The following is a 25,300-nucleotide window of genomic DNA, read 5'->3' as shown; positions in this document are numbered from 1 at the left end:
GTACCCACAAGACCTGCTGGAAGGAGTGACCGATGTTCGAAGCGGTGCAATCGCTCAAGGCGGAGTACGCCGAGCTGGAGCGGCAGATGTCGGACCCCGAGCTGCACTCCGACCAGGCCAACGCTCGCCGGGTCGGCAAGCGGTACGCCGGGCTCGCGCCGGTGGTGCGCGCGTACGACGAGTGGCTGCAGACCGCCGACGACATCGAGGCGGCCAAGGAGCTGGCCCACGAGGACCCGGCGTTCGCCGAGGAGGCCGTCAAGCTGGAGGCCCGTCGCGACGAGCTGACCGAGAAGCTGCGGATGCTGCTGGTCCCGCGCGACCCGAGCGACGACAAGGACGCGATCCTCGAGATCAAGGCCGGCGAGGGCGGCGACGAGTCGGCGCTGTTCGCCGGCGACCTGCTGAAGATGTACCTGAAGTACGCCGAGTCGCAGAACTGGAAGACCGAGGTGCTCGACTCGGCCGAGTCCGATCTCGGCGGGTACAAGTCGATCACCGTCGCGGTGAAGGCCAAGGGCACCCCCGAGCCCGGCGAGGCGCCGTACGCGAAGCTGAAGTTCGAGGGTGGCGTGCACCGGGTCCAGCGGGTGCCGGTGACCGAGTCGCAGGGCCGGATCCACACCAGCGCGGCCGGGGTCCTGGTGCTGCCCGAGGCCGAGGACGTCGACGTCGAGATCGACCAGAACGACCTGCGGATCGACGTGTTCCGCTCGTCCGGCCCGGGCGGTCAGAGCGTCAACACGACCGACTCGGCGGTGCGGATCACCCACCTGCCGACCGGCATCGTGGTCTCGATGCAGAACGAGAAGTCCCAGCTGCAGAACCGCGAGCAGGCGATGCGGGTCCTGCGCTCCCGGCTGCTCGCCGCGGCCCAGGAGGCGGCCGACCAGGAGGCCTCGGACGCGCGGCGCCTGCAGATCCGAACGGTGGACCGCTCGGAGCGGATCCGCACCTACAACTTCCCGGAGAACCGCTTCTCCGACCACCGCGTCGGCTACAAGGCGCACAATCTGGACCAGGTTCTCGGCGGCGACCTGGCGCCGGTCATCCAGGCGCTCACCGACGCCGACATGGCCGCCCGGCTGGACGCCGTCGAGTCCCACCAGTGAACACTCGCCAGCTGATCGCCGCCGCCACCGAGCGGCTCGCCCAGGCCGGTGTGGCCTCGCCCGAGTACGACGCCGCCGAGCTGCTCGCGTTCGTGGCGGGCACCTCGCGGCTGCAGCTCGGCCTGGTCGACCTCACCGACGACCAGCTCGAGCGGTACGACGTACTGGTGGGTCGTCGCGCCCAGCGCGAACCGCTCCAGCACCTGACCGGTACGGCGGCCTTCCGCTACCGCGAGCTGGTCGTCGGCCCGGGCGTCTTCGTCCCGCGCCCGGAGACCGAGGTGCTGGTCGGCTGGATGCTCGACCGCCTCAAGGACGTCGAGGCGCCGCTGGTCGTCGACCTGTGCAGCGGTTCGGGCGCGATCGCCGGAGCCGTCGCGACCGAGCGCCCGGACAGCACGGTGCACGCGGTCGAGCTGTCCGCGGAGGCCTGCGTCTGGGCTCGCCGCAACCTGGCCGGCACCGGCGCGACGCTGCACGAGGGCGACATCGACGGCTGCCTGCCGGAGCTCGACGGCCAGGTCGACGCGGTGATCGCCAACCCGCCGTACATCCCGCTGACCGCCTGGGAGTCCGTCACGGCCGAGGTGCGCGACCACGACCCGGCGCTCGCGCTGTGGTCCGGTGACGACGGCCTGGACGAGATCAAGGTCGTCGCGGCCACCGCGGCCCGCCTGCTCAAGCCCGGCGGCTGGTTCGGCTGCGAGCACGCCGACGTCCAGGGCGAGTCCGCCCCGGCCGTCTTCGCCGCGACCGGCCAGTTCACCGAGGTCCGCGACCAGCTCGACCTGGCCGGCCGCCACCGCTTCGCAACCGGCCGCCGGGTTTAGCCCTTACTCGTAAACGACGAACTCCGGCCGTGGCTTCAGCGCCATCACCTGGGCGGGCGTCATCAGCGGGCCGTGCCGGGTGTCCTCCTTGTAGAAGAGCTTGAAGCCCGCGTGCACACCGGGGGCCATCGTCGGTGTGAGCTTGCGCCAGGTGGATTCCTTGTCGGCGCGGTGACCGATGCCGTCCACGGACTTGATCGTGACGACGCCGGGCTGCTGCTGGAAGGCCTTCTCGTTGCTCAGGATGCGCGACGAGAGCTGGTGGAAGACGAAGACCTTCTCGGGCAGGTTGTTCACCTTGACCAGGCCCGACAGGTACGACGCGATCGCGGTCAGCTCGGCGCCGGTCGTCCGGCCGAAGACGCGACCGGGGACCTGACCCGGACCGACCGCCCACTCGGGGTCGAAGGCCAGGCCGACGTCGGGTTCCTTCAGCCACTTCTCCAGCCGCTTGATCTCGGTCAGGCTGTCGGCGCGACCGGGCTGGACGTCGAGCAGCAGCAGCATCTTGTGCTTGCGCGCGGTGTCCAGGTACGGCTGGATCTTCTCGTCGGTGAGGCGGGCGCGGTACTGGCCGTCCTTGCCCGGGTGGTCGTTGGCGATCACGACGATCAGCTCCATCACCGGCAGCGGCGTGCGGCCACCGGCGTACGACGTCGCGAGCTTGTCGAGCTGGGCGGCCTTGGCGTCGATGTTCTTGTCGAGCGGACCCAGCGCGGGGGAGCCGGGCAGGCCGACGTACCCGACGAGCTGGTGCTGCGGGAAGATCGTCCGGCCACCGCGGGGCAGGTCGCCCTCAGCCGGTGGGGCAGGGGTCGGGGTGGTCGGTGCGGAACTCTGGGTGGTCGCCGGAGGCTTGCCCGGCGTCGGACCGGCGCCGGCAGGTTCGTCGCTGCAGCCGGTGAGGAGGCCGAGCAACACTGCGGTCGCGCTGAGGACGGGTAGCTTGCGCACCGGTCAAGGGAACCACGCACGACCGACAGAGCAAGGTCCCGGCGTGTCACGCCTCGCGCGCTGTCATGATGTTGTCGCTCTCCGTGAATCACCCTTGAGGAGCCGCCGATGTCACTGCTCAGCACGCTGGTCGCCGTACTGGCTGCTGGTGCCGTGCCGCTGTCGCCGCCGGCCCCGGCTGATGCGTTGCCGGGGATGACGCTGCAAGGCGAGGCGCGGCCGCTCGAGTCAGGCATCGCCGAGGCGACCATCGCCGCGCACCCGATCGTCTGCGAGGGCGACGGCAAGGCCGGCAAGCGGGTGCAGGTGATGTACGCGCGGGAGACGCAGCAGGTGTCACGGCTGGCGCTGTTCGTGCCGTCGTTCCGGGCCTGGTCGCACGAGATCGACGCGGCGTACAACGACAGCGCCGCGCAGACCGGAGCCAGTCGGCACGTCCGGTTCGTCACCGAGGCGGACGGCGACGGTTGCCGGATCAGCGTGCGGGAGGTCGCGCTGCCGAAGGGCGGTCTGGACACCTGGGACACGATGATCACCGCGCTGCAGAAGCTCGGCTACCAGGACCCCAACCGCAAGTACCTGGTCTTCGCCGACGCCAAGAAGACCTGCGGCCTCGGCACTCTGTACGGCGACGACCGGCCCGGCCTGGACAACGCCAACAACCGCAACACCGGCTACGCCCGGGTGGACGCGTCGGCCAACTGCTGGGGCTTCAACGCCGCCGCCCACGAGCTCGGCCACACCTTCGGCGCGGTCCAGAGCTCGGCACCGCACTACAACGGCCACTGCACCGACGAGTGGGACCTGATGTGCTACGGCTCCGGTACGACGGTCGTCTGCCCCGAGAAGGACAGCGACCGGCTGCTGGACTGCAACAAGGACGACTACTTCAGCACGAACCCACCGGCCGGCAGCTACCTGGCGACGCACTGGAACGTCGCCAACAGCGACTGGCTGATCAAGAACGCCGTGCCGGATGCCCGGCCCGGTCCACGGCACGGTCAGGTCTACGAGTTCGTGAACCCGGCGACCGGTGGTGCGCTGAGCGTCGCCTCCGCGGACGACTTGGCGTACATCAGCCGTCAGCCCTTCAGTGGCGAGGCCAACCAGCAGTGGCGCTTCCAGTACGCGACCGGCTGGCAGCTGCAGAACGTCAGCAGCGGCAAGTGCGCCGACAGCGCCTTCAGCGGCACCGCACCGGGCACCCAGGTCCTGCAGTACACCTGCAAGGGCCAGGACGGCATGCGCTGGACCTTGCATCCCTTGGGCGGAGACCTGTACGGCGTACTCAACACGCTGACCGGTCTGGCCGTGACCGATGCCGGGAGCAACGAACGCGTGACCCAGCAGGCCTTCACCGGAGCTGCCGGTCAGACGTGGCAGCTCCGGCGGGTCAACTAGCCCACGTACGCGTCGATCTCGGCGATCAGCTGGTCCTTGACCGACTGTTCGGCGAAGGAGACCCGGACGGCGGTACGCGCCAGGTCGGCGGCGCCGGCCTCGTCGAGCTTCAGCAGGTCGGTGGCGACGCCGTACTCGGTGACGAGATCGGTGCCGAACATCGGCGGGTCGTCGGAGTTGATCGTGACGACCAGGCCGGCCTCGACCATCGCCGGCAGCGGGTGCTCGGCGTACGAGGCGACCGCCTGGGTGGCCAGGTTCGAGGTCGGGCTCACCTCGAGCGGGATCCGGTGCTCGGCCAGGTACGCAACCAGCTCCGGGTCCTGCATCGCCGACGTGCCGTGCCCGATCCGCTCGGCCTTCAGGGAGCGCAGCGCGTCCCAGATCGTCTCCGGACCGGTGGTCTCACCGGCGTGCGGGACGCTGTGCAGACCGGCGGCCAGCGCCTGCTCGAAGTACGGCGCGAACTGCGGCCGCGGGACGCCGATCTCCGGGCCGCCCAGGCCGAACGCGACCAGCCCGTCGGGACGGATCTTGGTGGCGATCCGCAGCGTCTCCTCGGCGGCCGGCAGGCCGGCCTCGCCGGGGATGTCGAAGATCCAGCGCAGCGTCACGCCGAGCTCCTTCTCGGCCGCGGTCCGGGCGTCCTCGATCGCCTCGCAGAACGCCTCGGCGGCGATCCCACGGACCACCGACGTGTACGGCGTGACGGTGAGCTCGGAGTAGCGGATGTTCTGCGCCGCCATCTCGCGGGCGATCTCGTAGGTGAGCAGCCGGACGTCGTCCGGGGTGGTGATCAGGTCGACGACGGTCAGGTAGACCTCGATGAACTTCGCGAAGTCGGTGAAGGAGAAGTACTCCGCCAGCGCGGCCGGGTCGGCCGGCACCGGCGAGCCGGGGTGCCGGGCGGCCAGCTCGGCGACGATCCGCGGCGACGCGGACCCGACGTGGTGGACGTGCAGTTCGGCCTTCGGCAGGCCGGTGAGGAAGTCCCGGGACAGAGTCATGCAGGATTTTTACAGCAAAGCGGGTGGGTGACGTCGCGTTGCTGACAATCGATTGTCAGAAGCACGCTCAAGACGCTGGTGATCCCTGACAATCGGGTGTCAGCTCTGGCCGGGACTGCCCCAACTGGAGTGCGTGACCGGGGGAGTGGCACGATTCACTGCGTGAGCGAGCGCTTTGACTTCACCGGAGACGAACTGGCGCCGGCCTACCGCGCCGCCGTGGACGCGATCGAGGCCGGTGACCTGGTCGTCCTGCCGACCGACACCGTGTACGGGCTGGCCGCCGACGCCTTCAAGGCCGACGCGGTGCAGCGGCTGCTGGACGCCAAGGGCCGCGGCCGCGACATGCCGCCGCCGGTGCTGATCTCGGTGGTCGAGTCGCTGGACGCCCTCGCGACCGACGTACCGGAGGACGGCCGGAAGCTGTGCCAGGAGTTCTGGCCCGGGCCGCTGACCGTGATCTGCCACGCGCAGGGTTCGTTGATGTGGGACCTCGGCGACACCCAGGGCACGGTCGCGCTGCGGGTCCCCGACCACGAGAACACGCGTGAGCTGCTGTCCCGGACGGGACCGCTCGCGGTCAGCTCCGCCAACCTCAGCGGCCGGCCGGCGGCGCTCGACGTGTACGACGCCGAGGCGCAGCTGGCCGAGTCGGTCGCGGTCTACCTGGACGGCGGCGAGGTGACCGGCGGCCTGCCGTCGACGATCGTCGACCTGACCGGCGACGTCCCGCACGTCGTACGGATCGGCGCGCTGTCGATGGAGGACATCCGCAAGGTCGTCCCGGAGGCGACCACGGACCTGGAGCCGAAGGCCGCGGACGCCGAGGACAAGCCTGCCGAGGACGTCCAGGACAAGCCTGCGGAAGACGTCCAGGACAAGCTTGCGGAGGACGCGCCGGCGGTCGAGCCAACCGATCAGGTCCCGGCGGCGTCCACAGAGGAGCCGGGCAAGCCGGCCGACTCGAAGGCACCTGATGTGAGGCCTGCGGACTAGTGCGCGCGTACCTGCTCGTCTTCTTCGTGGCGATGGCCACGACCTTCCTGCTGACCGGACTGGCCCGCAGGATCGCGCTGCGCTACGGCGCGGTCGCGAAGGTTCGCGCGCGGGACGTGCACAAGGTCCCGATCCCGTACTTCGGCGGCGTCTCGATCCTCGGCGGCCTGATCGCCGGGTACCTGGTCGCCTCCAGCATGCCGTTCCTCGGCGACAGCCTGCAGGTCGCGCACGACGCCCGGGCGATCCTGATCGGCGGCGTGGTGATCTGCGCGGTCGGCGTGATCGACGACCTGTACGAGCTCGACCCGATCACCAAGCTGGCCGGCATGGTGCTCGCGGTCGGCGTGATGATCGTCCAGGGCATCCAGCTGTACTGGCTCCCGCTGCCCGGCGGCATCCTCTCGCCGCCGCCGGCCCAGCTCGCCGTCGTCACCGCCGGCATCCTGCTGGTCTCCTGCAACGCGGTGAACTTCGTCGACGGCCTCGACGGCCTGGCCGCCGGCGTCACCACGATCGGCGCGATCGCGTTCTTCACCTACTCGTACCTGCTGAACGTCGAGCAGAACCTCGACCGCGCCACCACCTCGACCCTGATCACGGTCGCGCTGGCCGGCGCCTGTCTCGGCTTCCTGCCCCACAACTTCTTTCCAGCGCGGGTCTTCATGGGCGACTCCGGCTCGCTGCTGATCGGCCTGATGCTGGCCGCGTCGACGATCAGCCTGACCGGCCAGATGGACCCGAACGCCGTCCCGTACGAGGTCGGCGGCTCGAGCCTGCTGCCCGCGCTGCTCCCGCTGGTGCTGCCGATCGCGGTGCTCGCGATCCCCGCGCTCGACCTGACGATGGCCTACGTACGCCGTACGAAAGCAGGCCGCTCGCCGTTCGCCGCCGACAAGCTGCACCTCCACCACCGCCTCATGCAGCGCGGCCACTCGCACCGCCGGGCGGTCCTCCTGATGTACCTCTGGACGGCCCTGATCGCCTTCGGCGTGGTCGTCCTGGGCCTGCTGCTGGACTGGTGGACGGTCCTCATCGTGCTCGCCGCGACGGTCACCGCGATCGTCCTGACCACCGGTCTGCCCGGACGCTCCGGCCGCAAGCTCGCGAAGGTCTGACGGACCGGAGGCTCCCTCTCCACTGAACGGCAGCCTCCGGTAGAGGATGTCAGTCGCAGGAGACTCCGTAGATCCGAATACCCTGCCCGAAGAAGGTTGACGAGTAGGCGTCTTCCTGGGTCCTGTTGCCGGGAATAGAGACCAGCGGGTCACCGATGTACTTCTGTTCGACCCTGTAACACTGCGTGCTGATGCAGGTGTTCTTCGCGGTGACGTAGCGAGTGCTGCTGCTGTTACGCCAGGAAATCAGGTTTACACAAGCGTTCAGCTTGGTGACCTGCACGGCGCCTTCGGTGGCGTCGGTGGCCGCCTCAGCGGTAGCAGTGAAGCCCGCCGACAGCAGTGCGCAGGCGGTCAGTGAGAGAGCGGTGCGACGCAGGATCATCATGAGTTTCCTTTATTCGGTCCAGTGATCCTCCGTTCCTACGCTGTCACGGAAGGTCACAACAGCGACAATCCATGCAACTGCCCATACAAGTTTTGATTTGCAGCAACTTGCAGGACTTCTCTGTCGATCTGGGAGACCAGACCAGTGGGCGGTGTGGCCTACCGATAGGGTGTGGGCGTACAGCGGCAGGGACCTCGTTTTGCTGACGGTGCAGACTTTGTGCTAGTTTTCACAAGCACCACCGAAAGCAAGCGTCACCCCTGACCCCGCCCACCCGACGACCGAGGGCAAGAATCCCGGTCGCCAGCAGGACGGAACCACCAGATGGCTCCCCATCGAAGCAGCGACGAACCCGCCGGCCAGGCCACTCGGCACCCGGCGCTGGCGATGCTGCGCGGCGCGTTGGTTGCCGCCGTGGTCGTCGGCGTGAACGCCGCCGCCGTGGCGACCGTTGCAGCCGGCCTCGAGGGCCTGTGGGGCGCGTTGCTCGGACTGCTGATGGTGGTCGTCTTCTCCGGCCTCGGACTCCTCGCGCTGCACCTGTCGCGCAAGACCAGTCCGACCGCGCAGCTCGGCATCGCGATGGCCTCCTACACCGGCCGGATCGCGCTCTTCGGTGGCATGCTCGCGATCGCCCTGAACTCCCAAGCCCTGGACGAGGCGGTCAATCTGACCGCCCTCGGTCTCAGTGCACTGGTGGTCGTGATGGGCTGGATGGCCGGCGAGATCTGGGCCTGGTCGCGGCTGCGCGTCCCGATCTACGACCTCGACGAAGAGGTCCCCGCATGAGCACCGTCCGTAGTACGTCGGCAAGCCGTTTCCCAACCGTGACAACGGATGTGGCGCACGGCACTGGTGCCGATGTGACCCGGCGTGTCGCCGACTGGTACCTTTCGGGTGCCGATGAGCCAGCACAGCGATCCGAAGCCGACACCCGACACCTCGGGCGACGGCTGGCGGGTCATCTCCTACCTGATCGGCGGTGTCCTGGTGTACGGGGGCATCGGCTTCGGGTTGGATCGCTGGCTCGGCACCCAGTTTCTGCTTCCGGTGGGCATCGTCCTCGGATCCGGACTCACGATTGCGATGCTGCACTTCCGGTACGGGCGGTCCTGAGCTCTGCCGGGTCTGACGTTGTTGACCGCCTTGCCCTGAGCCGCCCTGCCGCTAGCCCGATGGCGAACGACTTGAGCACGACGCGAGAGGAGACCCGGTGATTGCCGGCGTTTCGACCGAGTTCATCCCGCCCGGTCCACAAAGCTTCGAGACCCCGCCGATCTTCGACGGTGTCGAGTGGTTCACCAAGCCGGTCCTGGTGGCCGCGCTGTCGGTGATCGTGATCGTCTGGTTCTTCTGGGGTGCCTCCCGCAAGGCCGCGATCGTGCCGAGCAAGCTGCAGTTCGCGGGCGAGCTCGGGTACAACTTCGTGCGGAACTCGATCGCCCGCGACGCGATCGGCAGCCAGGACCACATGAAGTACGTGCCGTACCTGTGCGGCCTGTTCTTCTTCATCCTGCTGAACAACGTCGCGGCGTCGATCCCGCTGATCCAGTTCCCGACCTTCAGCCACATCGGCTGGGCCTACGTGGCCGCGGTGATGAGCTGGGTCATCTACAACGCGGTCGGCATCAAGAAGCACGGCCTGGGCGGCTACTTCAAGCTCCAGACCATGCCGGCCGGTGTGCCGGGCTGGCTGATGCCGCTGATGATCCCGATCGAGTTCATCTCGAACATCCTGGTCCGGCCGATCTCGCTGAGCCTGCGACTGTTCGCGAACATGTTCGCCGGCCACATCCTGCTGCTGGTCTTCGTGCTCGGTGGCGAGTACATGATCCTGCACTCCGGCAGCGTCGCGCTCGGCGGCGTCGGCATCCTCACCCTGCTGATGGGCATCGCGATCGCCGGACTGGAGTTGTTCGTCCAGTGCATCCAGGCCTACATCTTCGTCGTGCTGACCGCGCAGTACATCGGTAGCGCGATCGCCGACGAGCACTGATCCGCACCCCCTTTAGACCCGTAGCAACGGAACCCCGGATAGCCCTTATCCGTACCGAAAGGAACACACTGAAATGGCTCTCGAGATTGCCGGCAACATCGCCGTTCTGGGTTACGGCCTCGCCGCGATCGGCCCGGGCGTCGGTGTCGGTCTGATCTTCGCCGCCGTCATCAACGGCACCGCGCGTCAGCCGGAGGCCCAGGCCAAGCTGCAGTCGATCGCGTGGATCGGCTTCGGTGTCACCGAGGTTCTGGCGATCATCGGTATCGCCCTGGCCTTCGTGTTCAAGGCAAGCTGACCGTACTTTCTCCTTGACTGACAGGACACAGAGATGTTGACGAAACTTCTCCCGTTGACGGAAGCCGCGTCTGAGGAAGCCCCCAGTCCGCTGCTGCCGCACACAGCGGAGATCATCTTCGGCTTCGTTTTCCTGGTCCTGCTGGCCATCGCCTTCGCCAAGATCGTCGTTCCCAAGTTCGAGAAGGCGTATGCCGACCGGACCGCGGCGATCGAAGGCGGGATGAACGAGGCCAAGCAGGCCCAGGCCGAGGCGAAGGCGGCGCTCGACAAGTACAACGCGCAGCTGGCCGAGGCTCGCTCGGAGGCTGCGAAGATCCGTGAGGACGCGCGTGAGCAGGGTGCGCAGATCATCGCGGAGATGCGTGAGCAGGCGAACGTCGAGGCCGAGCGGATCGTGACCCACGCCCGGACCCAGATCGACGCCGAGCGCACGCAGGCCGTCGCAACGCTTCGCAGCGAGGTCGGCTCGATGGCCACCTCGCTGGCCGGCCGGATCGTCGGGGAGTCGCTCGAGGACGAGGCGCGTCAGCGTCGTACGGTCGAGCGCTTCCTGGAAGAGCTGGAGTCGAGCGAGTCGGCCCGGCAGGCTGTCGGAACGGACGGCTGATGCGCGGCGCTTCGAAGGAGTCACTCGCCCGGGCCGAAGAGGCCCTGGCGGGTGTCACCGTCTCCGAGGGCCTCGGCGCCGAGCTGTTCTCGGTCGCCAAGGTGCTCGACACCAACGGGTCGCTGCGCCGGGCGCTGACCGACCCGGCCCGCGGTTCCGAGAGCCGGACCGGCCTGGTCCGGCAGCTGCTCGGCGGCAAGATCTCCGACCAGGCGCTGGAGATCGTCACCGCCGCCGTGGTCGGCCGCTGGGTCAGCGGCCGGGACCTCGGTGACGCTCTGGACGACCTGAGCGTGCAGGCCGAGGTCGCCTTCGCCGACGGGCAGGGCAAGCTGGACGAGCTCGAGGACCAGCTGTTCCGCCTGGACCGCGTGGTCGCGGTCGAGCGGGTGCTGGCGAGCAAGCTGAGCGATCGCACCATCCCGCTCGAGGCCCGGCAGGAACTGATCCGCGGACTGCTGCAGGGCAAGGTCGACGCCGTCACCGTACGGCTGGTCGAGCGCGCGGTGGACGGCCGGGGACGCGGTTTCGCCGGCGCGATGCGGGCCTACCAGGTCGCCGCGGCGGCCCGGCGCAGTGCCAGCATCGCGACCGTTCGCGTTGCCACCGACCTGACCGAGGCCGAGCGTGCCCGGCTGGCCGAGCTGCTCGGCCGGCAGTACGGACGGCAGATCCAGCTGAACGTGATCGTCGACCCCGGTGTCGTCGGCGGCGTCCGGGTGGACATCGGTGACGAAGTGATCGACGGGACCATCGCGGCCCGCCTCGACGAGGCGCAACGGCGCATCGCGGGCTGACCCCTTAACGATTAGCAGGCGCTAAGGGTCGGCAAAGCCTTTAGAGCCACAACAGGCCAGCAAGGTCAAGGAAGCAGGGAAGCACAATGGCGGAGCTCACGATCAGGCCGGAGGAGATCCGGGACGCCCTGGATCGCTTCGTCTCCAGCTACGAGCCGGAGACGGCGACCCGCGAAGAGGTCGGCACCGTTGTCGACGCCGGTGACGGCATCGCGCACGTCGAGGGCCTGCCCTCGGCGATGACGAACGAGCTGCTCGAGTTCGAGGACGGCACCCGGGGCATCGCCCTGAACCTGGACGTCCGCAACATCGGTGTCGCCGTCCTCGGTGAGTTCGACGGCATCGAGGAGGGCCAGCAGGTCCGCCGGACCGGTCAGGTCCTGTCGGTCGCAGTCGGTGAGGGCTACCTGGGTCGCGTCGTCGACCCGATGGGCCGTCCGATCGACGGTCTGGGCGAGATCAAGGACCTCGAGGGCACCCGTGCCCTGGAGCTGCAGGCGGCCGGCGTGATGGACCGCCAGGAGGTCCGCGAGCCGCTGCAGACCGGTATCAAGGCGATCGACGGCATGATCCCGATCGGCCGCGGCCAGCGTCAGCTGATCATCGGCGACCGCAAGACCGGCAAGACCGCGATCGCGATCGACACGATCATCAACCAGAAGGCCAACTGGGAGTCCGGCGACCCGAAGAAGCAGGTCCGCTGCATCTACGTCGCGATCGGCCAGAAGGGCTCGACGATCGCCTCGGTGCGCGGCGCGCTCGAAGAGGCCGGCGCGATGGAGTACACCACCATCGTGGCCTCCCCGGCGTCCGACCCGGCCGGCTTCAAGTACGTCGCGCCGTACACCGGTTCGGCGATCGGCCAGCACTGGATGTACCAGGGCAAGCACGTCCTGATCGTGTTCGACGACCTGAGCAAGCAGGCCGAGGCCTACCGCTCGATGTCGCTGCTGCTGCGTCGCCCGCCGGGCCGTGAGGCGTACCCGGGTGACGTCTTCTACCTGCACAGCCGCCTGCTGGAGCGCTGCGCGAAGCTCAGCGACGCGCTCGGCGCGGGCTCGATGACCGGTCTGCCGATCATCGAGACCAAGGCCAACGACGTCTCGGCGTTCATCCCGACCAACGTCATCTCGATCACCGACGGCCAGATCTTCCTGCAGTCGGACCTGTTCAACGCCAACATCCGTCCCGCCATCGACGTCGGTATCTCGGTGTCCCGGGTCGGCGGCGCCGCGCAGGTCAAGGGCATGAAGAAGGTCTCGGGCTCGCTCAAGCTCGACCTCGCGCAGTTCCGCGCGATGGAGGCCTTCGCGATGTTCGCCTCCGACCTCGACGCCACCTCGCGCCGTCAGCTGGACCGCGGTCAGCGGCTCGTCGAGCTGCTGCGCCAGCCGCAGTACTCGCCGTACCCGGTCGAGGAGCAGACGGTCTCCATCTGGGCCGGTACGACGGGCAAGTTCGACGACGTCCCGGTCGAGGACGTGCTGCGCTTCGAGCGTGAGTTCCTCGACTACCTGCGGCGTGACTCCAAGGTGCTCGACGCCGTCCGGGAGAGCGGAAAGTTCGAGGACGACTCGGCCCAGGCCGTGGAGTCCGCGCTGGACGCCTTCAAGCCGACCTTCCAGACCACCGGCGGCGAGCTGCTGGTCGGTCGCGAGGAGGCCACGGCGATGGACGAAGAGGACGTCGAGCAGGAGCAGATCGTCCGGCAGAAGCGGGGCTGATCAACCCATGCCAGCCAGTCTGCGGCAGCTTCGTGAGCGTCGGGCCTCGGTCTCGACGATCAAGAAGCTCACCCGCGCGATGGAGCTCATCGCGGCGTCCCGGATCGTCAAGGCGCAGCAACGCGCCCAGGCGGCCGGTCCGTACGCGCGTGAGCTCACCCGTGCCGTGTCGGCGGTGGCGACGTTCTCGAACGTCGACCACCCGCTGACCACCGAGAAGCCGAACCCCCAGCGGGCCGCGGTTCTCCTGATCACCTCCGACCGCGGTCAGGCCGGTGCGTACTCCTCCTCGGTGATCCGCGAGGGGGAGCGGCTGCACCAGATGCTGCGCGAGGACAACAAGGAGATCGTGCCGTTCCTGAGCGGCCGCAAGGGGATCGCCTACTACACCTTCCGGCAGCGCGAGGTCGCGCAGTCGTGGAGCGGTGACTCCGACGCGCCGTCGTTCACCCGGGCCCGGGAGATCGCCGACGCGCTGATCGAGGCCTTCCTGACCCCGACCGAGGAGGGCGGCGTGGACGAGATCCACATCGTCTTCACCCGGTTCGTGTCGATGCTGACCCAGCGGCCGGACGTGATCCGGTTGCTGCCGCTGGAGGTCGTCGAGGGCGAGGAGGCGCCGGCCGAGGACGACGTACTGCCGCTGTACGAGTTCGAGCCGTCCGCCGAGGACGTCCTGGACGGGTTGCTGCCCAAGTACGTCGCCAGCCGGATCCACTACTGCATGCTGCAGGCGGCCGCCTCCGAGCTGGCCAACCGGCAGCGGGCGATGAAGTCCGCGACCGACAACGCGCAGGACCTGATCGAGCGTCTGACGCGTGAGGCCAACCAGGCGCGTCAAGCCCAAATTACCCAAGAAATCAGCGAGATCGTCGGTGGCGCGGGCGCGCTGGCCGATGCATCAGCCGGGAGCGAGTGAGAGAGATGACTGCCACGGTTACCGAGAACAACAACGAGGCGGGCGCTCGCGGCGTCGGTCGCGTCGCCCGGGTGATCGGCCCGGTCGTCGACGTCGAGTTCGCCGCGGACACGATGCCGGACATGTACAACGCGCTCGAGGTGGACATCACCCTGGGCGACGTCACCACGACGATCACCCTCGAGGTCGCGCTGCACGTCGGCGACAACATGGTCCGGGCGATCTCGATGAAGCCCACCGACGGCCTGGTCCGCGGTGCCGAGGTGCGCGACACCGGTGCGGCGATCTCCGTCCCGGTCGGCGACGTCACCAAGGGCCGCGTGTGGTCCGTGACCGGCAAGTGCCTGAACCAGGACGAGTCCGAGTTCGAGATCGCCGAGCGCTGGCCGATCCACCGCAAGGCCCCGGCCTTCGACCAGCTCGAGTCCAAGACCGAGATGCTGGAGACCGGCATCAAGGTGCTGGACCTGCTCACGCCGTACGTGCAGGGCGGCAAGATCGGCCTGTTCGGCGGTGCGGGCGTCGGCAAGACCGTCATGATCCAGGAGATGATCTACCGGATCGCCCACAACTTCGGTGGCACCTCGGTGTTCGCCGGGGTCGGTGAGCGCACCCGTGAGGGCAACGACCTGATCGGTGAGATGGAGGAGGCCGGCGTCTTCAAGGACACCGCGCTGGTCTTCGGTCAGATGGACGAGCCGCCGGGCACGCGCCTTCGGGTCGCGCTGTCGGCCCTCACGATGGCGGAGTACTTCCGCGACGTGAAGGAGCAGGACGTGCTGCTCTTCATCGACAACATCTTCCGGTTCACCCAGGCCGGTTCCGAGGTCTCCACGCTGCTCGGCCGGATGCCGTCCGCGGTGGGGTACCAGCCGAACCTGGCCGACGAGATGGGCGTGCTGCAGGAGCGGATCACCTCGACGCGTGGTCACTCGATCACCTCGATGCAGGCGATCTACGTGCCCGCCGACGACTACACCGACCCGGCGCCGGCCACCACGTTCGCGCACCTGGACGCGACCACCGAGCTGTCGCGTGACATCGCGTCGCGTGGTCTGTACCCGGCCGTCGACCCGCTGACCTCCACGTCGCGGATCCTCGACCCGCAGTACATCGGCCAGGAGCACTACGACGTGGCCGTCCGGGTGAAGCAGATCCTGCAGAAGAACAAGGAACTGCAGGACATCATCGCCATCCTCGGTGTCGACGAGCTCTCCGAAGAGGACAAGATCACCGTCGCGCGGGCGCGCCGGATCGAGCAGTTCCTCTCGCAGAACACCTACATGGCGGAGAAGTTCACCAACACCCCGGGGTCGACGGTGCCGCTGAAGGACACCATCGAGTCTTTCAAGAAGATCACCGAGGGCGAGACCGACCACATCGCCGAGCAGGCCTTCTTCAACACCGGGTCGCTGGACGACGTCGAGCGGCGTTGGGCCGAGCTCCAGAAGGAGCTCTGACCATCTGATGGCCGAGGACACCGGCAAGCACCTCGAGGTCGCGCTGGTCGCGGCCGAGCGGGTGGTCTGGGAGGGGCGGGCGAAGATCGTCATCGCCCGCACCACCGACGGCGACGTCGGCATCCTCCCGGGTCACGCCCCGCTGCTGGGACTGCTGCAGGGCGGGACCGTCCAGGTGCGGACCCTCGACGACGAGTACTTCGTCGCCGCCGCACCGGACGGCTTCATCTCGGTGGCCAACGACCGGGTCTCGATCCTGGCCGAGAACGCCGAGATGGGTCACGACATCGATCTCGAGGAAGCCAAGCGCGCCCTCGAGCAGGCTCAGGCCGCCGGCACCGACAGTGCCGACGAGCAGGAGCTGGTCCGCCTGGCCGAGGCCAGAGTGCGGGCCGCCGAACAGGTGTCCTGACCGCACCTGCAATAATTGAACATCGTCACAGTCAGTACGGTTCTGGGCCAACTGGTTCGGAGTAGGTGCCGCTCAGTCGCCGGCATCAGGAATGAGGTCGGCATATGAGGACAGTCCTCGATGTGGTCGGGGTCTGTTTCCTTGCTGCCGTACTGCTGGTCGTCGCTTTCGCGTGCCGTCGTCGCTGGTTGTCCAGGGACGGCGGCACGTTCGACTGCAGCCTCCAACTCGCCGAGAAGGACCACGGCCGCGGCTGGGCCCTCGGCCTGGCCCGCTACGTCGGCGACGACCTCCAGTGGTTCCGCGTCTTCAGCCTGGCCTGGTGGCCCAAGCTCGTCGTCAACCGCCGACAGCTGCAAGGCGTCACCACCCGCCGCCCGGTCGGCAACGAACCCCTCGTGACCTACGCCGGCCACGTCATCGTCGACGCCGAGCTCCGCGACCGCACCGTCCACTTCGCGATGACCGAGGAAGCCCTCACCGGCGTACTGGCCTGGATGGAATCCGCACCCCCCAGCAGCCAGACGTACCACTAGGCCCAGCTGTAGCGGGTCTGCGAGAACTCCGTGCCGTTCTGGTACGCGAAGGCGACAGTCGGCCCGACGCGGTAGAGCTGGACCTCACCGGACCGGAGAGCGTCACCCATCCGGTACCAGGTGCCGTCCTCGCGGGTCAGATGCCACCCGTATGCCTGCTCGAACGCCTCCGCAACGGCGTTCCGGTCGTCCGGGTCGGCGACCAGCGCCGCTTCGCCCTCGATCACGTAGTCCGTGCCGGTCAGCGTGTTCGTGCCGGTGGTCAGGATGCAGTGCGGGTTGCCGGCGAGGTTCTTCGCCTTCTGCTCGTTCTCCCCGGTGGCGAACCACATCGCGCCGAACGCCCAGATCGCGAGCAGCGGCGTCACGTGCGGTCGCCCGTCGGCACGCACCGTGGCGAGGGAGAACTTCTGCGTCCGCCGCAATGCCTCTGCGGTCAGCTCCCAAGGTGTTGTCGTCGCTCCTGGGGCGGAGAACGGTCCAAGGGTTGTTTCGGGCTGGTTCTCGATCCTGCCGGTCATGGGGTCTCCCCTGCACACGCCGTTGCGTGCTCATCACGGTACCTACCCACCGCCGGAAGTTTCGTCCGCGTGCGCACGGCCGGTTGAACCGCCGGTCTAGGGTCGGGGTATGACGGGCATCTTGCTGGAGCTGGATCTGACTCGGGGTGTGCTGGAGACGGCGCCCGGGTCGCCGTTGGCGGCGTTCAGGGCTCGGCATCTGCCGACCGTGCGGGAGCTGGTGGCCGGGCTGCGGAAGGCGGCTCAGGACGAGCACGTCGTGGGGCTGGTCGCGCACGTGGGTGGGCCGGCCTTGTCGTTGGCTCAGGTGCAGGACCTGCGGGCGGCCGTGGCCGGGTTCCGGGCTTCGGGGAAGCGCGCTGTGGCGTGGACCGAGTCGTTCGGTGAGGTGGGCGGCGGGACGGTGCCGTACTACCTGGCGACGGCGTTCGACGAGATCTGGGTGCAGCCGTCGGGGGAGCTGGGGATCACCGGGGTCTCGGTTCAGGCGACCTTCGTCCGGGGTGCGCTGGACAAGGCGGGCGTGATCCCGCAGTTCGGCAAGCGCCGGGAGTACAAGACCGCGGTCGACACCTTCACCGAGAAGGAGATGACCGGGCCCGCGCGCGAGATGGCGTCGCGGCTGGCGGAGTCGGCGTACGAGCAGATCGTTGCCGGGATCGCCGAGGGGCGGTCGCTGACGGTCGAGCAGGTCCGGTCGATCGTGGACCGGGCGCCGCTGGGCGCGGAGGCGGGGCGCGAGGCCGGGCTGGTGGATCAGCTCGGGTACCGCTCGGCCGTGTACGACGAGCTGGAGAAGCGGCTCGGTGAGACGACCCCGTTGCTCGTCGAGCGGTACCAGCGGCGCGGCCCGCGGACGCTGCACGACGCGCTCGACAACCTCCCGTGGCCGCCGAAGCCGGTCGTCGCGGTCATCCGGGTCAGCGGCGGCATCACCGTCGGCCGGAACTCCGGCGGCGGGCCGCTCGGCGGTCCGCGGACCGGCTCGGACACCGTCACGGCCGCGCTGCGCGCCGCCGCCGACGACGACAAGGTCAAGGCCGTCGTACTGCGGATCGACAGCCCGGGTGGTTCGTACGTCGCCTCCGACGCGATCCGGTTCGAGGTGCTGCGCCTGCGCGCGACCGGGAAGCCGGTGATCGCGTCGATGGGCAGCGTCGCCGCGTCCGGCGGGTACTTCGTGGCGATGCCGGCCGAGGTGATCGTCGCGCAGCCCGGCACGATCACCGGATCGATCGGCGTCCTGTCCGGCAAGGGCGTCGTCCGGGACGCGCTCGGCCGGATCGGAATCACCCAGCAGGCCGTGTCGGAGGGCGAGAACGCCCGGATGTACTCGGCGCAGGAGGAGTTCTCCCCGGCCCAGTGGGAGCGGCTCGAGGAGACCCTCGACCGGATCTACACCGACTTCGTCGCGAAGGCCGCCGACGACCGCGGCCTGGCCGTCGACGCGCTGGAAGCGCTGGCCCGCGGCCGTGTCTGGACCGGCGCCGACGCCCACGAGCGCGGCCTGGTCGACGAGCTCGGCGGCTTCGAGCACGCGCTCCAGCTCGCCTGCTCACGCGCCGGCCTGGACCGCGACGAGATCGCCCTCGCCAACGTCCCCAGCCGCTCCTTCCTCGACCGGCTCCGCCCGCCGACCTCCACCGAGGACCTGGCCGTCACCACCCAGCCCCTGACCCTCGACGGCGTGGCGACCTCCGCCCTGACGGCTCTCGGCCTGCCGCCGACCGGCGTACTGTCGATGCCGCTCACGTGGAAGATCGGTTGACCGGCAGTACGACTAAGGCGTGACCGGCCGGCACGAGCTCTGGCCCTGCGCCGACAGCGGGAAGACCATCGGAAGATGGGGGCGCTGCACCGGGTTCTGACGACAGCTGTTTGTGCCGCGACAGTGGCACTGACCGGCTGCACCAGCCTGGCCCGGGACGAGCCGGCCCCGACCGCGGCACCGCCCACCCAGCGTGCGCCCGATCCGGCGACCACCGTGCTGAGCCCGGCCGACGCGGAGGAGTTGCAGGCCGTGCTCGACCAGGTCGTTAGCCGGTACGCCGCCATCCCGGATGCCGAGGTCGCCGCTCGCGGGGTGACGGCCGCGATCGTCTCCGACCAGTGGAGCTGGTCGGGTGCCGCCGGGGCGGACGCGACCGGGACCAAGCTGACTCCGGTCACGAGCCTCGGGATCGCCAGCGTCACGAAGACGTTCGTCGCGGCGGAGGTCCTGCTGCTCGCCCGGGCAGGCAAGCTCGACCTGGACGCGCCGCTGACGCAGTACGTGCGGCACCGGCTGACGGCGAACAACGCGACAGTGCGGCAACACCTCTCCATGACGTCCGGCGTACCGGACTACGGGCCCGGCGACTACGCGACGCTGGATCGCGCGCTCGGTGCAGCGCCCGGTCGGCACTGGACCGCCGAGCAGGCGTTGTCGCACGTCTCCACACCGATCAGCCGGCCGGGGACCTACGACTACAGCAACCCGAGCTACGTGCTGCTGGGCCAGCTGATCGAGAAGGTCACCGGGCAACCGCTCGCGACCGTACTGCGACGCGATCTGGCCCAGCCCGCCGGACTGCCGCGGATCGCTTTCCAGGACGGCGAGAAGCCGCGACCGCCGATCGCCCGGACCCGGAACCCGGTCTGCGGACCGGCCTTCGACGGGTTCCTGCCGTGCCGGGCGATCGCCAGTGCGGAGGCAGCCAACGGCGGCGCCACCGCCGATGCGCCGACCGTCGCCCGCTGGGGCTACCAGCTGTACGGCGGTCGCGTGCTCCCGCCTGAGTTGGTCACCACGATGACCGCAGGAGACGGTGACTACGGGCTCGGCACCAGGCGCTTCTCGCTGCGGTTCGGCAACTCCCCGGCGTACGGGCACGACGGCAACTTCCCGGACCACTGCAGCATCCTGGTGGCGATCCCCGAGCGGCGGGTCGCGATCGCCGTACTGGTGGCCGAAGGCAACAAGAACGCCGGGGCCATCGCGTCCGACCTCGTCACGGCCGCCCTGCCTCTGCTCGGGTGACGCTTGGGAAGTCGTCGCCGTTCAGGTTGGTGCCTGGCTTCAGGTTCAGCGGGTCGGTGACCGGGTGGGGTGCGCCGGTGTAGACCGTGTCGGCGTCCATGTAGATGTTGACGTGGGCGAAGCGGGCCTGGTCGGTGGTGTTCGGGAGGGCCATGTGGCCGGTGAAGCCGCTGTGGAAGGTGCAGTCGCCGGCCTTGAGGGGGAGGGTGACGCGCGGGGCCCAGCGGAGTTCGGGGGCGCGGGTGAAGAGGTCCTCCTCGTTGCGGAGGTCCTGGGGTTGCAGGTCGGTGATGGTCTGGGTGCCGGGCAGGAAGGTCATGCAGCCGCGCTCGGGCGGTACGTCGACGAGCGCGATCCAGGCGGAGAGCGGGAGCCGGTCGTTGGTGTGGGGCCAGTACGGGCGGTCCTGGTGGAAGTGGGTGGCGGCGTTGCTGTTCGGTTCCTTGACGAGCATCTGGTCGTGCCAGATCCGCAGCGGGAAGCCGGCGAGCTGCTCGGCGGTGGCCGCGATCTTCGGGTGCAGTGTGAGTTGTTTGAGGACGTCGTCGTGGCGCCAGACGTTGACGAGCTGGCTGAAGATCGCGTCCTGCTGGAGGCGGTCGGCGCGGTGCTCCTCGAGGTACGCCGCGGCTCTCGTGCGGTAGTGCTCGACCTCGTCGAGGGTGAGGACGCCGGGGACTCGGACAAATCCGTTCACGCGGTACTCCGCAACAATGTCTGTCATGCCTCCAGCGTGCTCGTTTGTGAGGGCTTCGGGCCAGGCCGATCCGGGCCGGGCATCGTACGATCCTGACATGCCGGAGACTCTGCACGAGGCGACTCTCTTCCAGGGCGGCCCTGTTTGGGGCGGCGTCCACGTGCTGACCTCAGGCGTCGCGCCGCACGCCCACGACTTCCTCGAGATCGCCGTCATCGGGCGTGGTCGCGGCGTCCATCAGACCAGTCAGGGTTCGGCCGCCGTACGGCACGGCCAGGTGCTGATCCTCCGTCCCGGGCCATGGCATGCCTTCGCTGACTGCCACGACCTGACCGTTGCGAACTGCTGCATCTCCCCGCGGGGCCTCCGTGCCGAACTCTCCGCCCTGCAACAGATCCCGGCACTCAGGGACCTCCTGTGGACGACGCCCATCGCGGGCCCGCACGGCGTAGCGACCACCGAGGTCACCCCCGACGCCGCCGACGAGGCGATCGCCCAGATCGCCGCCCTCTCAGCTCAGCCAGGTGGCCCGGGCCGCCTGCTCGGCCACCTGGTCACCATCCTCGGCACCCTCTCCGACGGCCGCCCGACGGCCGCCGCAACGCCGCTGCTCCACCCAGCTGTCACCGCGACCATCACCCGCTACGAATCAGACCTGGCCGCCCCCTGGCGCCTCGACGATCTCGCCGCGGCAGCCAACCTCGACCCGGCGTACCTGACCCGCCTCTTCCGCCGAGACACCGGCCTCAGCCCCCTCACCTACCTAGCCCGCCTCCGCGCCGAACGAGCCGCCCTCCTCCTCACCGAGTCGTCCCTCCCCGCATCCCGAGTAGGCGCCGCCGTAGGTTGGCCGGACCCGACGTACTTCGCCAGACGCTTCCGCACGCTCGTCGGCCTGACCCCCACGGAGTACCGCGACCGCACCCGAAACCAGTCGCCCCCAGCACCACAGCCCTGAACACTGATCTCCATGCACGAGGTCAATCTGTGGTTCTGTTTGCAAGAGGCCGGTGACGACTGGGAGTTCGCCGAGGTGCGCGAGAAGGCCCTCCGCATCGAGCAGCTGATCACCGGGTTCGACGCACACACGATCAAGGCTGACTTCCGCATCCTCAACGGCAAGTACTACGTGACGCTCACCTGCTTCGCGAACCGCCCACGGGCCCACGAGCTCGGCATCATCGACTCGTTGGTGTCCGAGGTCGTCCACCTGCTCCCCGGCTCGTACGGGCTCATCTACGAGCGCGACGACGAACGCACGGACTTCCCGGGCCACGACGCTTTCAAGGTCACCGTCCTGGCCCGCGGCAAGCTCAGCGTCCGCGTCGACCCGTTCTTGTCACCGGTGTCCCTCGTCGTCGACGACGAGGAGGGAATGTCGGATGGCGGATGAACCGCCGTGGGCGATGACGTCGGTGCGGGTGTTCGCGACAGGTTTCAGTGGCGAGGAGATCGCCGGGCGGTTGGGAATGGTGGGCCTTTGGGGCGGTTCGGCGCGGTCCTGCGGATCGACACCTGGACCGGATAGCCCGGCCGTCCAAGGACGGCCGGGCTCGAGCGCCTGTTACTGCATCAGGTCGGGGACCTGTTCGGCGGTGATTCGGCCTCGGTCGGTGGGGAGTGCGTCGCGGTGGTCCGGGGTGCGGAGTACGCCGGTGGCCGGCTTCGGGTCGGCCGGGCGGCGGTGGTGCCAGTCGGTGACGGCCTGGTACGCCGCGGCGACGGCCAGCAGGCGGTCCTCGCCGAAGGGCTTGCCGCCGAGGATCGTGCCGATCGGGACGCCCGCCGTGGTGAAGCCGATCGGCAGCGCCAGTTCCGGCAGGCCGATCGCGTCGAACGGGTTCGGGCTGGTCTGGACGACCACGTCGCACTGCTGGAACAGGTCGTCGAGCACGCGCTGCAGCAGGACGACCTTGGCGCGCTGGCCGATCAGGTACTCGTTCGCGCCGAGCATGGCGCCCTGCAGCCAGCCCATCACCGACACCCCGAAGCCGCGCAGGTCGGATCGCAGCATCGGCAGGAACGGCTCGCTCCGCTCGGGCAGCCGGACGTTGTTGAACGCCGAGTTCGTCAGCACGTCCCACTCGTCCGGCAGGGTCACGTCGACGACCTGCAGCCCCTCGATTCCGGCCAACGTGGCCAGCGCCGTACGCCGGGCTGCCGCGGCCTCCGTCGTACCGCTGGTGTAGTCGGGGATCACGCCGACGCGGGTTCGCCAGCGCATCCGGACCTTGCGGGAGCGGACGACCGGCGTCGCCGCGGTGATCAGGTCGGGGACCGGCGGCAGGCCCTGCGTGCGTGGGTCGGCCGGGTCCTCGCCGGCCATCGCGGTGAGCATGATCGCCGCGTCCATCGCGTTCCTGGCGAGCGGGCCCGGGTGGTCGCGGGTGTAGCTGAGCGGCACGATCCCGTGCAGCGACACCCGGCCCATCGTCGGCTTGAGACCGGTCAGGTTCTGCGCGTTCGACGGCGCGGTGATCGAGCCACCGGTCTGGGTCCCGACGCTCGACGTCGCCAGCCGGGCCGCGACCGCGGTGGCCGAACCGGACGACGAACCGCCCGGATCGGTCCGCGGATCCGCCGGGGTCCACGCGTTGACGGTGGTGATCCGGCCGTCGGGCGTGGTCGCGCGGGTGGTGGCGAGCGGTCCCATCTGGGTCTTGCCGAGCACGATCCCGCCGGCCGCGGTGAGCCGCCGTACGGCGGTGGCGTCGTACGGGGGCTCGAACTTCTGGAACAGGTACGAGTTCGCCGTCGTCGGGATGCCGCGGGTGTAGTAGTTGTCCTTGATCGCGAGCGGAATGCCGTGCAGCGCGCCCCCGCGGGTCCGGCCGAGCGTCCGGGCCCGAGCCAGCGCCTCGTCGGCGAGGACCAGGTTGAACGCCTGGTAGACGTCGTCGAACGCCGAGATCCGTTCCAGGTACGCCGCGAGTAGCCGCTCGGGCGTGAGCCGCCCCTTGCGGATCAGCGTCGCGGCCTCGGCGATGGTCAACTCGCTGACGTCGGTGATCGCCTCCGGACGGGCGGGGACGTCGACGAGCGTCGGCGTTGTGCTCGGCGCCGGGCCGGCATGGGCGACGGCGGGGAGCGCGACGCTACCGACCGCGGTGGCGGCGGCGAGCGCGCTCGCGCGGTACAGGAAGGACCGTCGATCGACCCGGGCATCCATCGGCCCGGCATCCGGCGACGTGGTGGTCAGCTCGCGGGCGGTCATGCGTCCTGCCGGCGGCGGTCGATGGACGGGTACAGGGCCGGAACCCCGACCTGCTGGGCGAGCGCGGGCAGGTCCTCGGCAGGGCCGGTGGTGGCGAACTGGTACGCGGCGAGCGGCAGGATCGTCGTCCGGACGAAACTGCGCAGCCCGGCCAGGGCAGTGTCCCGCCCGGGGCTGCCGGTCTCGGGATCGGCGGCCGTCCCGGCGGGCAGTTGGTCGAGGTCGATACCGAGGACGGCGAGCCGGGCCCGGATCATCACGTCCAGCTCGGCGTCGGTGGGTTGACTCAAGCTCACAAGAGGCTCCTCGCGGTACGTGGCGGAAGTCGCGCCCTCTTTGTGTCACGCCGTCAATGCCCCCACGTTTCGCCGACGTCGCACCCGAGTTACGGCACCCCACGTCGCCGCCCCACCCCGCTCCGTCACGACCATCTGGGTCGACGAACGCACCCAAACCCAATCGCCACCAGCCCCACAGTCCTGAACACTGACCACCATGTACGAGGTCAACCTGTGGTTCTGCCTGCAAGAGGCCGGTGACGACTGGGAGTTCGCCGAGGTGCACGAGAAGGCCCTCCGCGTCGAGCAGCTGATCGCCGGGTTCGACGCGCACACGATCAAGGCCGACTTCCGCATCCTCAACGGCAAGTACTACGTGACGCTCACCTGCTACGCGAACCGCCCCCGCGCCCACGAGCTCGGCATCATCGACTCGTTGGTGAGCGAGGTCGTCCGCCTGCTCCCCGGTTCGTACGGCCTCATCTACGAGTTCGACGACGAACGCACCGACTTCCCCGGCCACGACGCCTTCAAGGTCACCGTCCTGGCCCGCAGCAAGCTCAGCATCCGCGTCGACCCGTTCCTGTCGCCGGTGTCCCGTGTCATCGACGACGAGGAGTTGATGCCGGATGGCTGACGATCCCGATGCTTGGGCGACGGTCGCTGTTCGGGTGCGTGTTCCAGGGCTCACCTGCAATGAGATCTCCAAACACCTGGGAATCGCGGTGAAGGCGTCCTCTCGGCATCCGGCGGTTTGGACTTACGACGTGCCGGTCTCGAAGGACCTGATGCTCAACGAGCATCTCGATGCGCTGAGCGCGTTCCTCACCGTCAACAAGGAACGCTTTGCTGCAGTGCCCGAGGAGGGGGAAGTGGATGTGGTGATCGGCTGGAGACCGAGGCGAGGGCAGGATGTCTCGACGTTCACACCGGAACTCGTGGCCTGCCTGGCGCGGCTGGGCGCGGGCATCGTGACCTGGACCTACTCCGACGACCGCCCGGACGAGGAGTGAC

29 protein-coding genes are annotated in these 25,300 nt (G+C 69.0%); 22 read left to right on the top strand and 7 right to left on the bottom strand.

Translation table 11 applies throughout. The annotated features are described in order from the left end of the window. Positions 1 to 32: 32 nt before the first annotated feature. Positions 33 to 1,112 (top strand): peptide chain release factor 1, encoded by a 1,080-nt coding sequence (gene prfA, locus ABD235_RS26960; protein WP_344179095.1) that lies wholly within the window; start codon positions 33 to 35, stop codon positions 1,110 to 1,112. Further along, positions 1,109 to 1,942, top strand: a complete 834-nt coding sequence (prmC, locus tag ABD235_RS26955) for a peptide chain release factor N(5)-glutamine methyltransferase (protein WP_344179093.1) — start codon at positions 1,109 to 1,111, stop codon at positions 1,940 to 1,942. Before prfA ends, prmC begins: the two co-directional genes overlap by 4 nt. A gap of 3 nt (positions 1,943 to 1,945) precedes the next feature. On the opposite strand, the gene ABD235_RS26950 is transcribed toward prmC, so the two are convergent. After that, complete coding sequence (locus ABD235_RS26950; RefSeq protein ID WP_344179091.1) at positions 1,946 to 2,896, bottom strand: hypothetical protein; 951 nt, start codon at positions 2,894 to 2,896, stop codon at positions 1,946 to 1,948. Between the two features lie 108 nt (positions 2,897 to 3,004). On the opposite strand from ABD235_RS26950, the gene ABD235_RS26945 reads away from it, so the two are divergent. Next, the gene (locus tag ABD235_RS26945; RefSeq protein WP_344179089.1) at positions 3,005 to 4,297 is read left to right on the top strand and encodes an RICIN domain-containing protein; all 1,293 of its coding nucleotides are present in this window, start codon (positions 3,005 to 3,007) and stop codon (positions 4,295 to 4,297) included. Here ABD235_RS26945 and ABD235_RS26940 read toward each other — a convergent pair. Continuing rightward, on the bottom strand, positions 4,294 to 5,304 hold the full coding sequence (locus tag ABD235_RS26940) for an adenosine deaminase (protein WP_344179087.1): 1,011 nt from the start codon (positions 5,302 to 5,304) through the stop codon (positions 4,294 to 4,296). The genes ABD235_RS26945 and ABD235_RS26940 overlap by 4 nt on opposite strands. 162 nt (positions 5,305 to 5,466) lie before the next feature. Here ABD235_RS26940 and ABD235_RS26935 point away from each other — a divergent pair, with 162 nt between their 5' ends. After that, positions 5,467 to 6,300 (top strand): L-threonylcarbamoyladenylate synthase, encoded by an 834-nt coding sequence (locus ABD235_RS26935; protein ID WP_344179085.1) that lies wholly within the window; start codon positions 5,467 to 5,469, stop codon positions 6,298 to 6,300. Beyond that, positions 6,300 to 7,418, top strand: a complete 1,119-nt coding sequence (locus tag ABD235_RS26930) for a glycosyltransferase family 4 protein (RefSeq protein WP_344179083.1) — start codon at positions 6,300 to 6,302, stop codon at positions 7,416 to 7,418. The genes ABD235_RS26935 and ABD235_RS26930 overlap by 1 nt, the downstream gene beginning before the upstream one ends. Positions 7,419 to 7,467: 49 nt before the next feature. Here the strand turns inward: ABD235_RS26930 and ABD235_RS26925 are convergent, their stop codons facing one another. Beyond that, positions 7,468 to 7,806, bottom strand: a complete 339-nt coding sequence (locus ABD235_RS26925) for a hypothetical protein (protein WP_344179082.1) — start codon at positions 7,804 to 7,806, stop codon at positions 7,468 to 7,470. 324 nt (positions 7,807 to 8,130) lie between these two features. Between ABD235_RS26925 and ABD235_RS26920 the strand changes: the two genes are divergently transcribed. The 11 genes from ABD235_RS26920 (at position 8,131) to ABD235_RS26870 (ending at position 16,557) form a co-directional block, all read left to right on the top strand. After that, on the top strand, positions 8,131 to 8,595 hold the full coding sequence (locus ABD235_RS26920) for a Cg1360 family ATP-synthase-associated protein (protein WP_344179079.1): 465 nt from the start codon (positions 8,131 to 8,133) through the stop codon (positions 8,593 to 8,595). 114 nt (positions 8,596 to 8,709) lie between these two features. Beyond that, complete coding sequence (locus ABD235_RS26915; RefSeq protein WP_344179077.1) at positions 8,710 to 8,922, top strand: AtpZ/AtpI family protein; 213 nt, start codon at positions 8,710 to 8,712, stop codon at positions 8,920 to 8,922. Positions 8,923 to 9,019: 97 nt separating this feature from the next. Beyond that, positions 9,020 to 9,802 (top strand): F0F1 ATP synthase subunit A, encoded by a 783-nt coding sequence (gene atpB, locus ABD235_RS26910; protein ID WP_344179074.1) that lies wholly within the window; start codon positions 9,020 to 9,022, stop codon positions 9,800 to 9,802. A gap of 73 nt (positions 9,803 to 9,875) precedes the next feature. After that, complete coding sequence (gene atpE, locus ABD235_RS26905; protein ID WP_344179072.1) at positions 9,876 to 10,100, top strand: ATP synthase F0 subunit C; 225 nt, start codon at positions 9,876 to 9,878, stop codon at positions 10,098 to 10,100. A gap of 33 nt (positions 10,101 to 10,133) precedes the next feature. Next, on the top strand, positions 10,134 to 10,709 hold the full coding sequence (locus ABD235_RS26900) for a F0F1 ATP synthase subunit B (RefSeq protein WP_344179071.1): 576 nt from the start codon (positions 10,134 to 10,136) through the stop codon (positions 10,707 to 10,709). Next, positions 10,709 to 11,506, top strand: a complete 798-nt coding sequence (locus ABD235_RS26895; RefSeq protein WP_344179069.1) for a F0F1 ATP synthase subunit delta — start codon at positions 10,709 to 10,711, stop codon at positions 11,504 to 11,506. The genes ABD235_RS26900 and ABD235_RS26895 overlap by 1 nt, the downstream gene beginning before the upstream one ends. An 86-nt stretch (positions 11,507 to 11,592) precedes the next feature. Continuing rightward, entirely contained in the window at positions 11,593 to 13,230 is a 1,638-nt protein-coding gene (gene atpA / locus ABD235_RS26890) for a F0F1 ATP synthase subunit alpha (RefSeq protein ID WP_344179066.1), read from the top strand. 7 nt (positions 13,231 to 13,237) lie between these two features. After that, on the top strand, positions 13,238 to 14,149 hold the full coding sequence (locus ABD235_RS26885) for a F0F1 ATP synthase subunit gamma (protein ID WP_344179063.1): 912 nt from the start codon (positions 13,238 to 13,240) through the stop codon (positions 14,147 to 14,149). A 5-nt stretch (positions 14,150 to 14,154) separates the two neighbouring features. Next, positions 14,155 to 15,609 (top strand): F0F1 ATP synthase subunit beta, encoded by a 1,455-nt coding sequence (atpD, locus tag ABD235_RS26880; RefSeq protein WP_344179061.1) that lies wholly within the window; start codon positions 14,155 to 14,157, stop codon positions 15,607 to 15,609. A gap of 7 nt (positions 15,610 to 15,616) precedes the next feature. After that, positions 15,617 to 16,021: a F0F1 ATP synthase subunit epsilon gene (locus ABD235_RS26875; RefSeq protein ID WP_344179059.1), complete on the top strand. Its 405-nt coding sequence runs from the start codon at positions 15,617 to 15,619 to the stop codon at positions 16,019 to 16,021. Positions 16,022 to 16,125: 104 nt separating this feature from the next. Then, positions 16,126 to 16,557 carry a DUF2550 domain-containing protein gene (locus tag ABD235_RS26870; protein WP_344179057.1) on the top strand — a complete coding sequence of 144 codons (432 nt, stop codon included), beginning with the start codon at positions 16,126 to 16,128 and terminating at the stop codon, positions 16,555 to 16,557. Here ABD235_RS26870 and ABD235_RS26865 read toward each other — a convergent pair. After that, complete coding sequence (locus tag ABD235_RS26865) at positions 16,554 to 17,078, bottom strand: pyridoxamine 5'-phosphate oxidase family protein (RefSeq protein ID WP_344179055.1); 525 nt, start codon at positions 17,076 to 17,078, stop codon at positions 16,554 to 16,556. The two genes, ABD235_RS26870 and ABD235_RS26865, sit on opposite strands and share 4 nt — an antisense overlap. Before the next feature lie 109 nt (positions 17,079 to 17,187). Between ABD235_RS26865 and sppA the strand changes: the two genes are divergently transcribed. Beyond that, entirely contained in the window at positions 17,188 to 18,846 is a 1,659-nt protein-coding gene (gene sppA, locus ABD235_RS26860) for a signal peptide peptidase SppA (protein ID WP_344179053.1), read from the top strand. A 75-nt stretch (positions 18,847 to 18,921) separates the two neighbouring features. Further along, a complete protein-coding gene (locus ABD235_RS26855) occupies positions 18,922 to 20,097 on the top strand; it encodes a serine hydrolase domain-containing protein (RefSeq protein WP_344179052.1) in 1,176 nt (391 codons plus the stop codon). Here ABD235_RS26855 and ABD235_RS26850 read toward each other — a convergent pair. Next, entirely contained in the window at positions 20,069 to 20,821 is a 753-nt protein-coding gene (locus ABD235_RS26850) for a phytanoyl-CoA dioxygenase family protein (protein ID WP_344179051.1), read from the bottom strand. The two genes, ABD235_RS26855 and ABD235_RS26850, sit on opposite strands and share 29 nt — an antisense overlap. Before the next feature lie 70 nt (positions 20,822 to 20,891). Between ABD235_RS26850 and ABD235_RS26845 the strand changes: the two genes are divergently transcribed. Both ABD235_RS26845 and ABD235_RS26840 read left to right on the top strand, forming a co-directional pair. Continuing rightward, the gene (locus tag ABD235_RS26845) at positions 20,892 to 21,752 is read left to right on the top strand and encodes a helix-turn-helix transcriptional regulator (protein WP_344179050.1); all 861 of its coding nucleotides are present in this window, start codon (positions 20,892 to 20,894) and stop codon (positions 21,750 to 21,752) included. 12 nt (positions 21,753 to 21,764) lie between these two features. Then, on the top strand, positions 21,765 to 22,187 hold the full coding sequence (locus ABD235_RS26840) for an Imm7 family immunity protein (protein WP_344179048.1): 423 nt from the start codon (positions 21,765 to 21,767) through the stop codon (positions 22,185 to 22,187). Between the two features lie 171 nt (positions 22,188 to 22,358). Here ABD235_RS26840 and ABD235_RS26835 read toward each other — a convergent pair whose 3' ends face one another. Next, the gene (locus tag ABD235_RS26835; RefSeq protein ID WP_344179046.1) at positions 22,359 to 24,008 is read right to left on the bottom strand and encodes an amidase; all 1,650 of its coding nucleotides are present in this window, start codon (positions 24,006 to 24,008) and stop codon (positions 22,359 to 22,361) included. Then, positions 24,005 to 24,304: a hypothetical protein gene (locus ABD235_RS26830; protein WP_344179044.1), complete on the bottom strand. Its 300-nt coding sequence runs from the start codon at positions 24,302 to 24,304 to the stop codon at positions 24,005 to 24,007. Before ABD235_RS26830 ends, ABD235_RS26835 begins: the two co-directional genes overlap by 4 nt. Positions 24,305 to 24,503: 199 nt before the next feature. Here ABD235_RS26830 and ABD235_RS26825 point away from each other — a divergent pair, with 199 nt between their 5' ends. Both ABD235_RS26825 and ABD235_RS26820 read left to right on the top strand, forming a co-directional pair. Next, positions 24,504 to 24,923 (top strand): Imm7 family immunity protein, encoded by a 420-nt coding sequence (locus ABD235_RS26825; protein ID WP_344179042.1) that lies wholly within the window; start codon positions 24,504 to 24,506, stop codon positions 24,921 to 24,923. Next, positions 24,916 to 25,299, top strand: coding sequence for a hypothetical protein (locus tag ABD235_RS26820; protein WP_344179039.1), 384 nt, complete (start codon positions 24,916 to 24,918; stop codon positions 25,297 to 25,299). The genes ABD235_RS26825 and ABD235_RS26820 overlap by 8 nt, the downstream gene beginning before the upstream one ends. The last annotated feature ends 1 nt before the right edge of the window (position 25,300 follow it).

It is taken from the genome of Kribbella lupini, assembly GCF_039529595.1.
GTDB classification, from domain to species: domain Bacteria; phylum Actinomycetota; class Actinomycetes; order Propionibacteriales; family Kribbellaceae; genus Kribbella; species Kribbella lupini.
The sequence above is the reverse complement of the archived record's forward strand: the minus strand, read 5'-3'. Positions and strand labels throughout refer to the sequence as shown.

What these genes read in the sequence shown, in the direction of transcription:
- prfA (WP_344179095.1), top strand. Translation starts at nt 33, where the DNA reads ATGTTCGAAGCGGTGCAATCGCTCAAGGCGGAGTACGCCGAGCTGGAG.
- ABD235_RS26945 (WP_344179089.1), top strand. Translation starts at nt 3,005, where the DNA reads ATGTCACTGCTCAGCACGCTGGTCGCCGTACTGGCTGCTGGTGCCGTG.
- ABD235_RS26940 (WP_344179087.1), bottom strand. Translation starts at nt 5,304, where the DNA reads ATGACTCTGTCCCGGGACTTCCTCACCGGCCTGCCGAAGGCCGAACTG.
- ABD235_RS26925 (WP_344179082.1), bottom strand. Translation starts at nt 7,806, where the DNA reads ATGATGATCCTGCGTCGCACCGCTCTCTCACTGACCGCCTGCGCACTG.
- ABD235_RS26920 (WP_344179079.1), top strand. Translation starts at nt 8,131, where the DNA reads ATGGCTCCCCATCGAAGCAGCGACGAACCCGCCGGCCAGGCCACTCGG.
- ABD235_RS26915 (WP_344179077.1), top strand. Translation starts at nt 8,710, where the DNA reads ATGAGCCAGCACAGCGATCCGAAGCCGACACCCGACACCTCGGGCGAC.
- atpE (WP_344179072.1), top strand. Translation starts at nt 9,876, where the DNA reads ATGGCTCTCGAGATTGCCGGCAACATCGCCGTTCTGGGTTACGGCCTC.
- ABD235_RS26900 (WP_344179071.1), top strand. Translation starts at nt 10,134, where the DNA reads ATGTTGACGAAACTTCTCCCGTTGACGGAAGCCGCGTCTGAGGAAGCC.
- ABD235_RS26895 (WP_344179069.1), top strand. Translation starts at nt 10,709, where the DNA reads ATGCGCGGCGCTTCGAAGGAGTCACTCGCCCGGGCCGAAGAGGCCCTG.
- atpA (WP_344179066.1), top strand. Translation starts at nt 11,593, where the DNA reads ATGGCGGAGCTCACGATCAGGCCGGAGGAGATCCGGGACGCCCTGGAT.
- ABD235_RS26885 (WP_344179063.1), top strand. Translation starts at nt 13,238, where the DNA reads ATGCCAGCCAGTCTGCGGCAGCTTCGTGAGCGTCGGGCCTCGGTCTCG.
- atpD (WP_344179061.1), top strand. Translation starts at nt 14,155, where the DNA reads ATGACTGCCACGGTTACCGAGAACAACAACGAGGCGGGCGCTCGCGGC.
- ABD235_RS26875 (WP_344179059.1), top strand. Translation starts at nt 15,617, where the DNA reads ATGGCCGAGGACACCGGCAAGCACCTCGAGGTCGCGCTGGTCGCGGCC.
- ABD235_RS26870 (WP_344179057.1), top strand. Translation starts at nt 16,126, where the DNA reads ATGAGGACAGTCCTCGATGTGGTCGGGGTCTGTTTCCTTGCTGCCGTA.
- ABD235_RS26865 (WP_344179055.1), bottom strand. Translation starts at nt 17,078, where the DNA reads ATGACCGGCAGGATCGAGAACCAGCCCGAAACAACCCTTGGACCGTTC.
- sppA (WP_344179053.1), top strand. Translation starts at nt 17,188, where the DNA reads ATGACGGGCATCTTGCTGGAGCTGGATCTGACTCGGGGTGTGCTGGAG.
- ABD235_RS26855 (WP_344179052.1), top strand. Translation starts at nt 18,922, where the DNA reads ATGGGGGCGCTGCACCGGGTTCTGACGACAGCTGTTTGTGCCGCGACA.
- ABD235_RS26850 (WP_344179051.1), bottom strand. Translation starts at nt 20,821, where the DNA reads ATGACAGACATTGTTGCGGAGTACCGCGTGAACGGATTTGTCCGAGTC.
- ABD235_RS26845 (WP_344179050.1), top strand. Translation starts at nt 20,892, where the DNA reads ATGCCGGAGACTCTGCACGAGGCGACTCTCTTCCAGGGCGGCCCTGTT.
- ABD235_RS26840 (WP_344179048.1), top strand. Translation starts at nt 21,765, where the DNA reads ATGCACGAGGTCAATCTGTGGTTCTGTTTGCAAGAGGCCGGTGACGAC.
- ABD235_RS26835 (WP_344179046.1), bottom strand. Translation starts at nt 24,008, where the DNA reads ATGACCGCCCGCGAGCTGACCACCACGTCGCCGGATGCCGGGCCGATG.
- ABD235_RS26825 (WP_344179042.1), top strand. Translation starts at nt 24,504, where the DNA reads ATGTACGAGGTCAACCTGTGGTTCTGCCTGCAAGAGGCCGGTGACGAC.
- ABD235_RS26820 (WP_344179039.1), top strand. Translation starts at nt 24,916, where the DNA reads ATGGCTGACGATCCCGATGCTTGGGCGACGGTCGCTGTTCGGGTGCGT.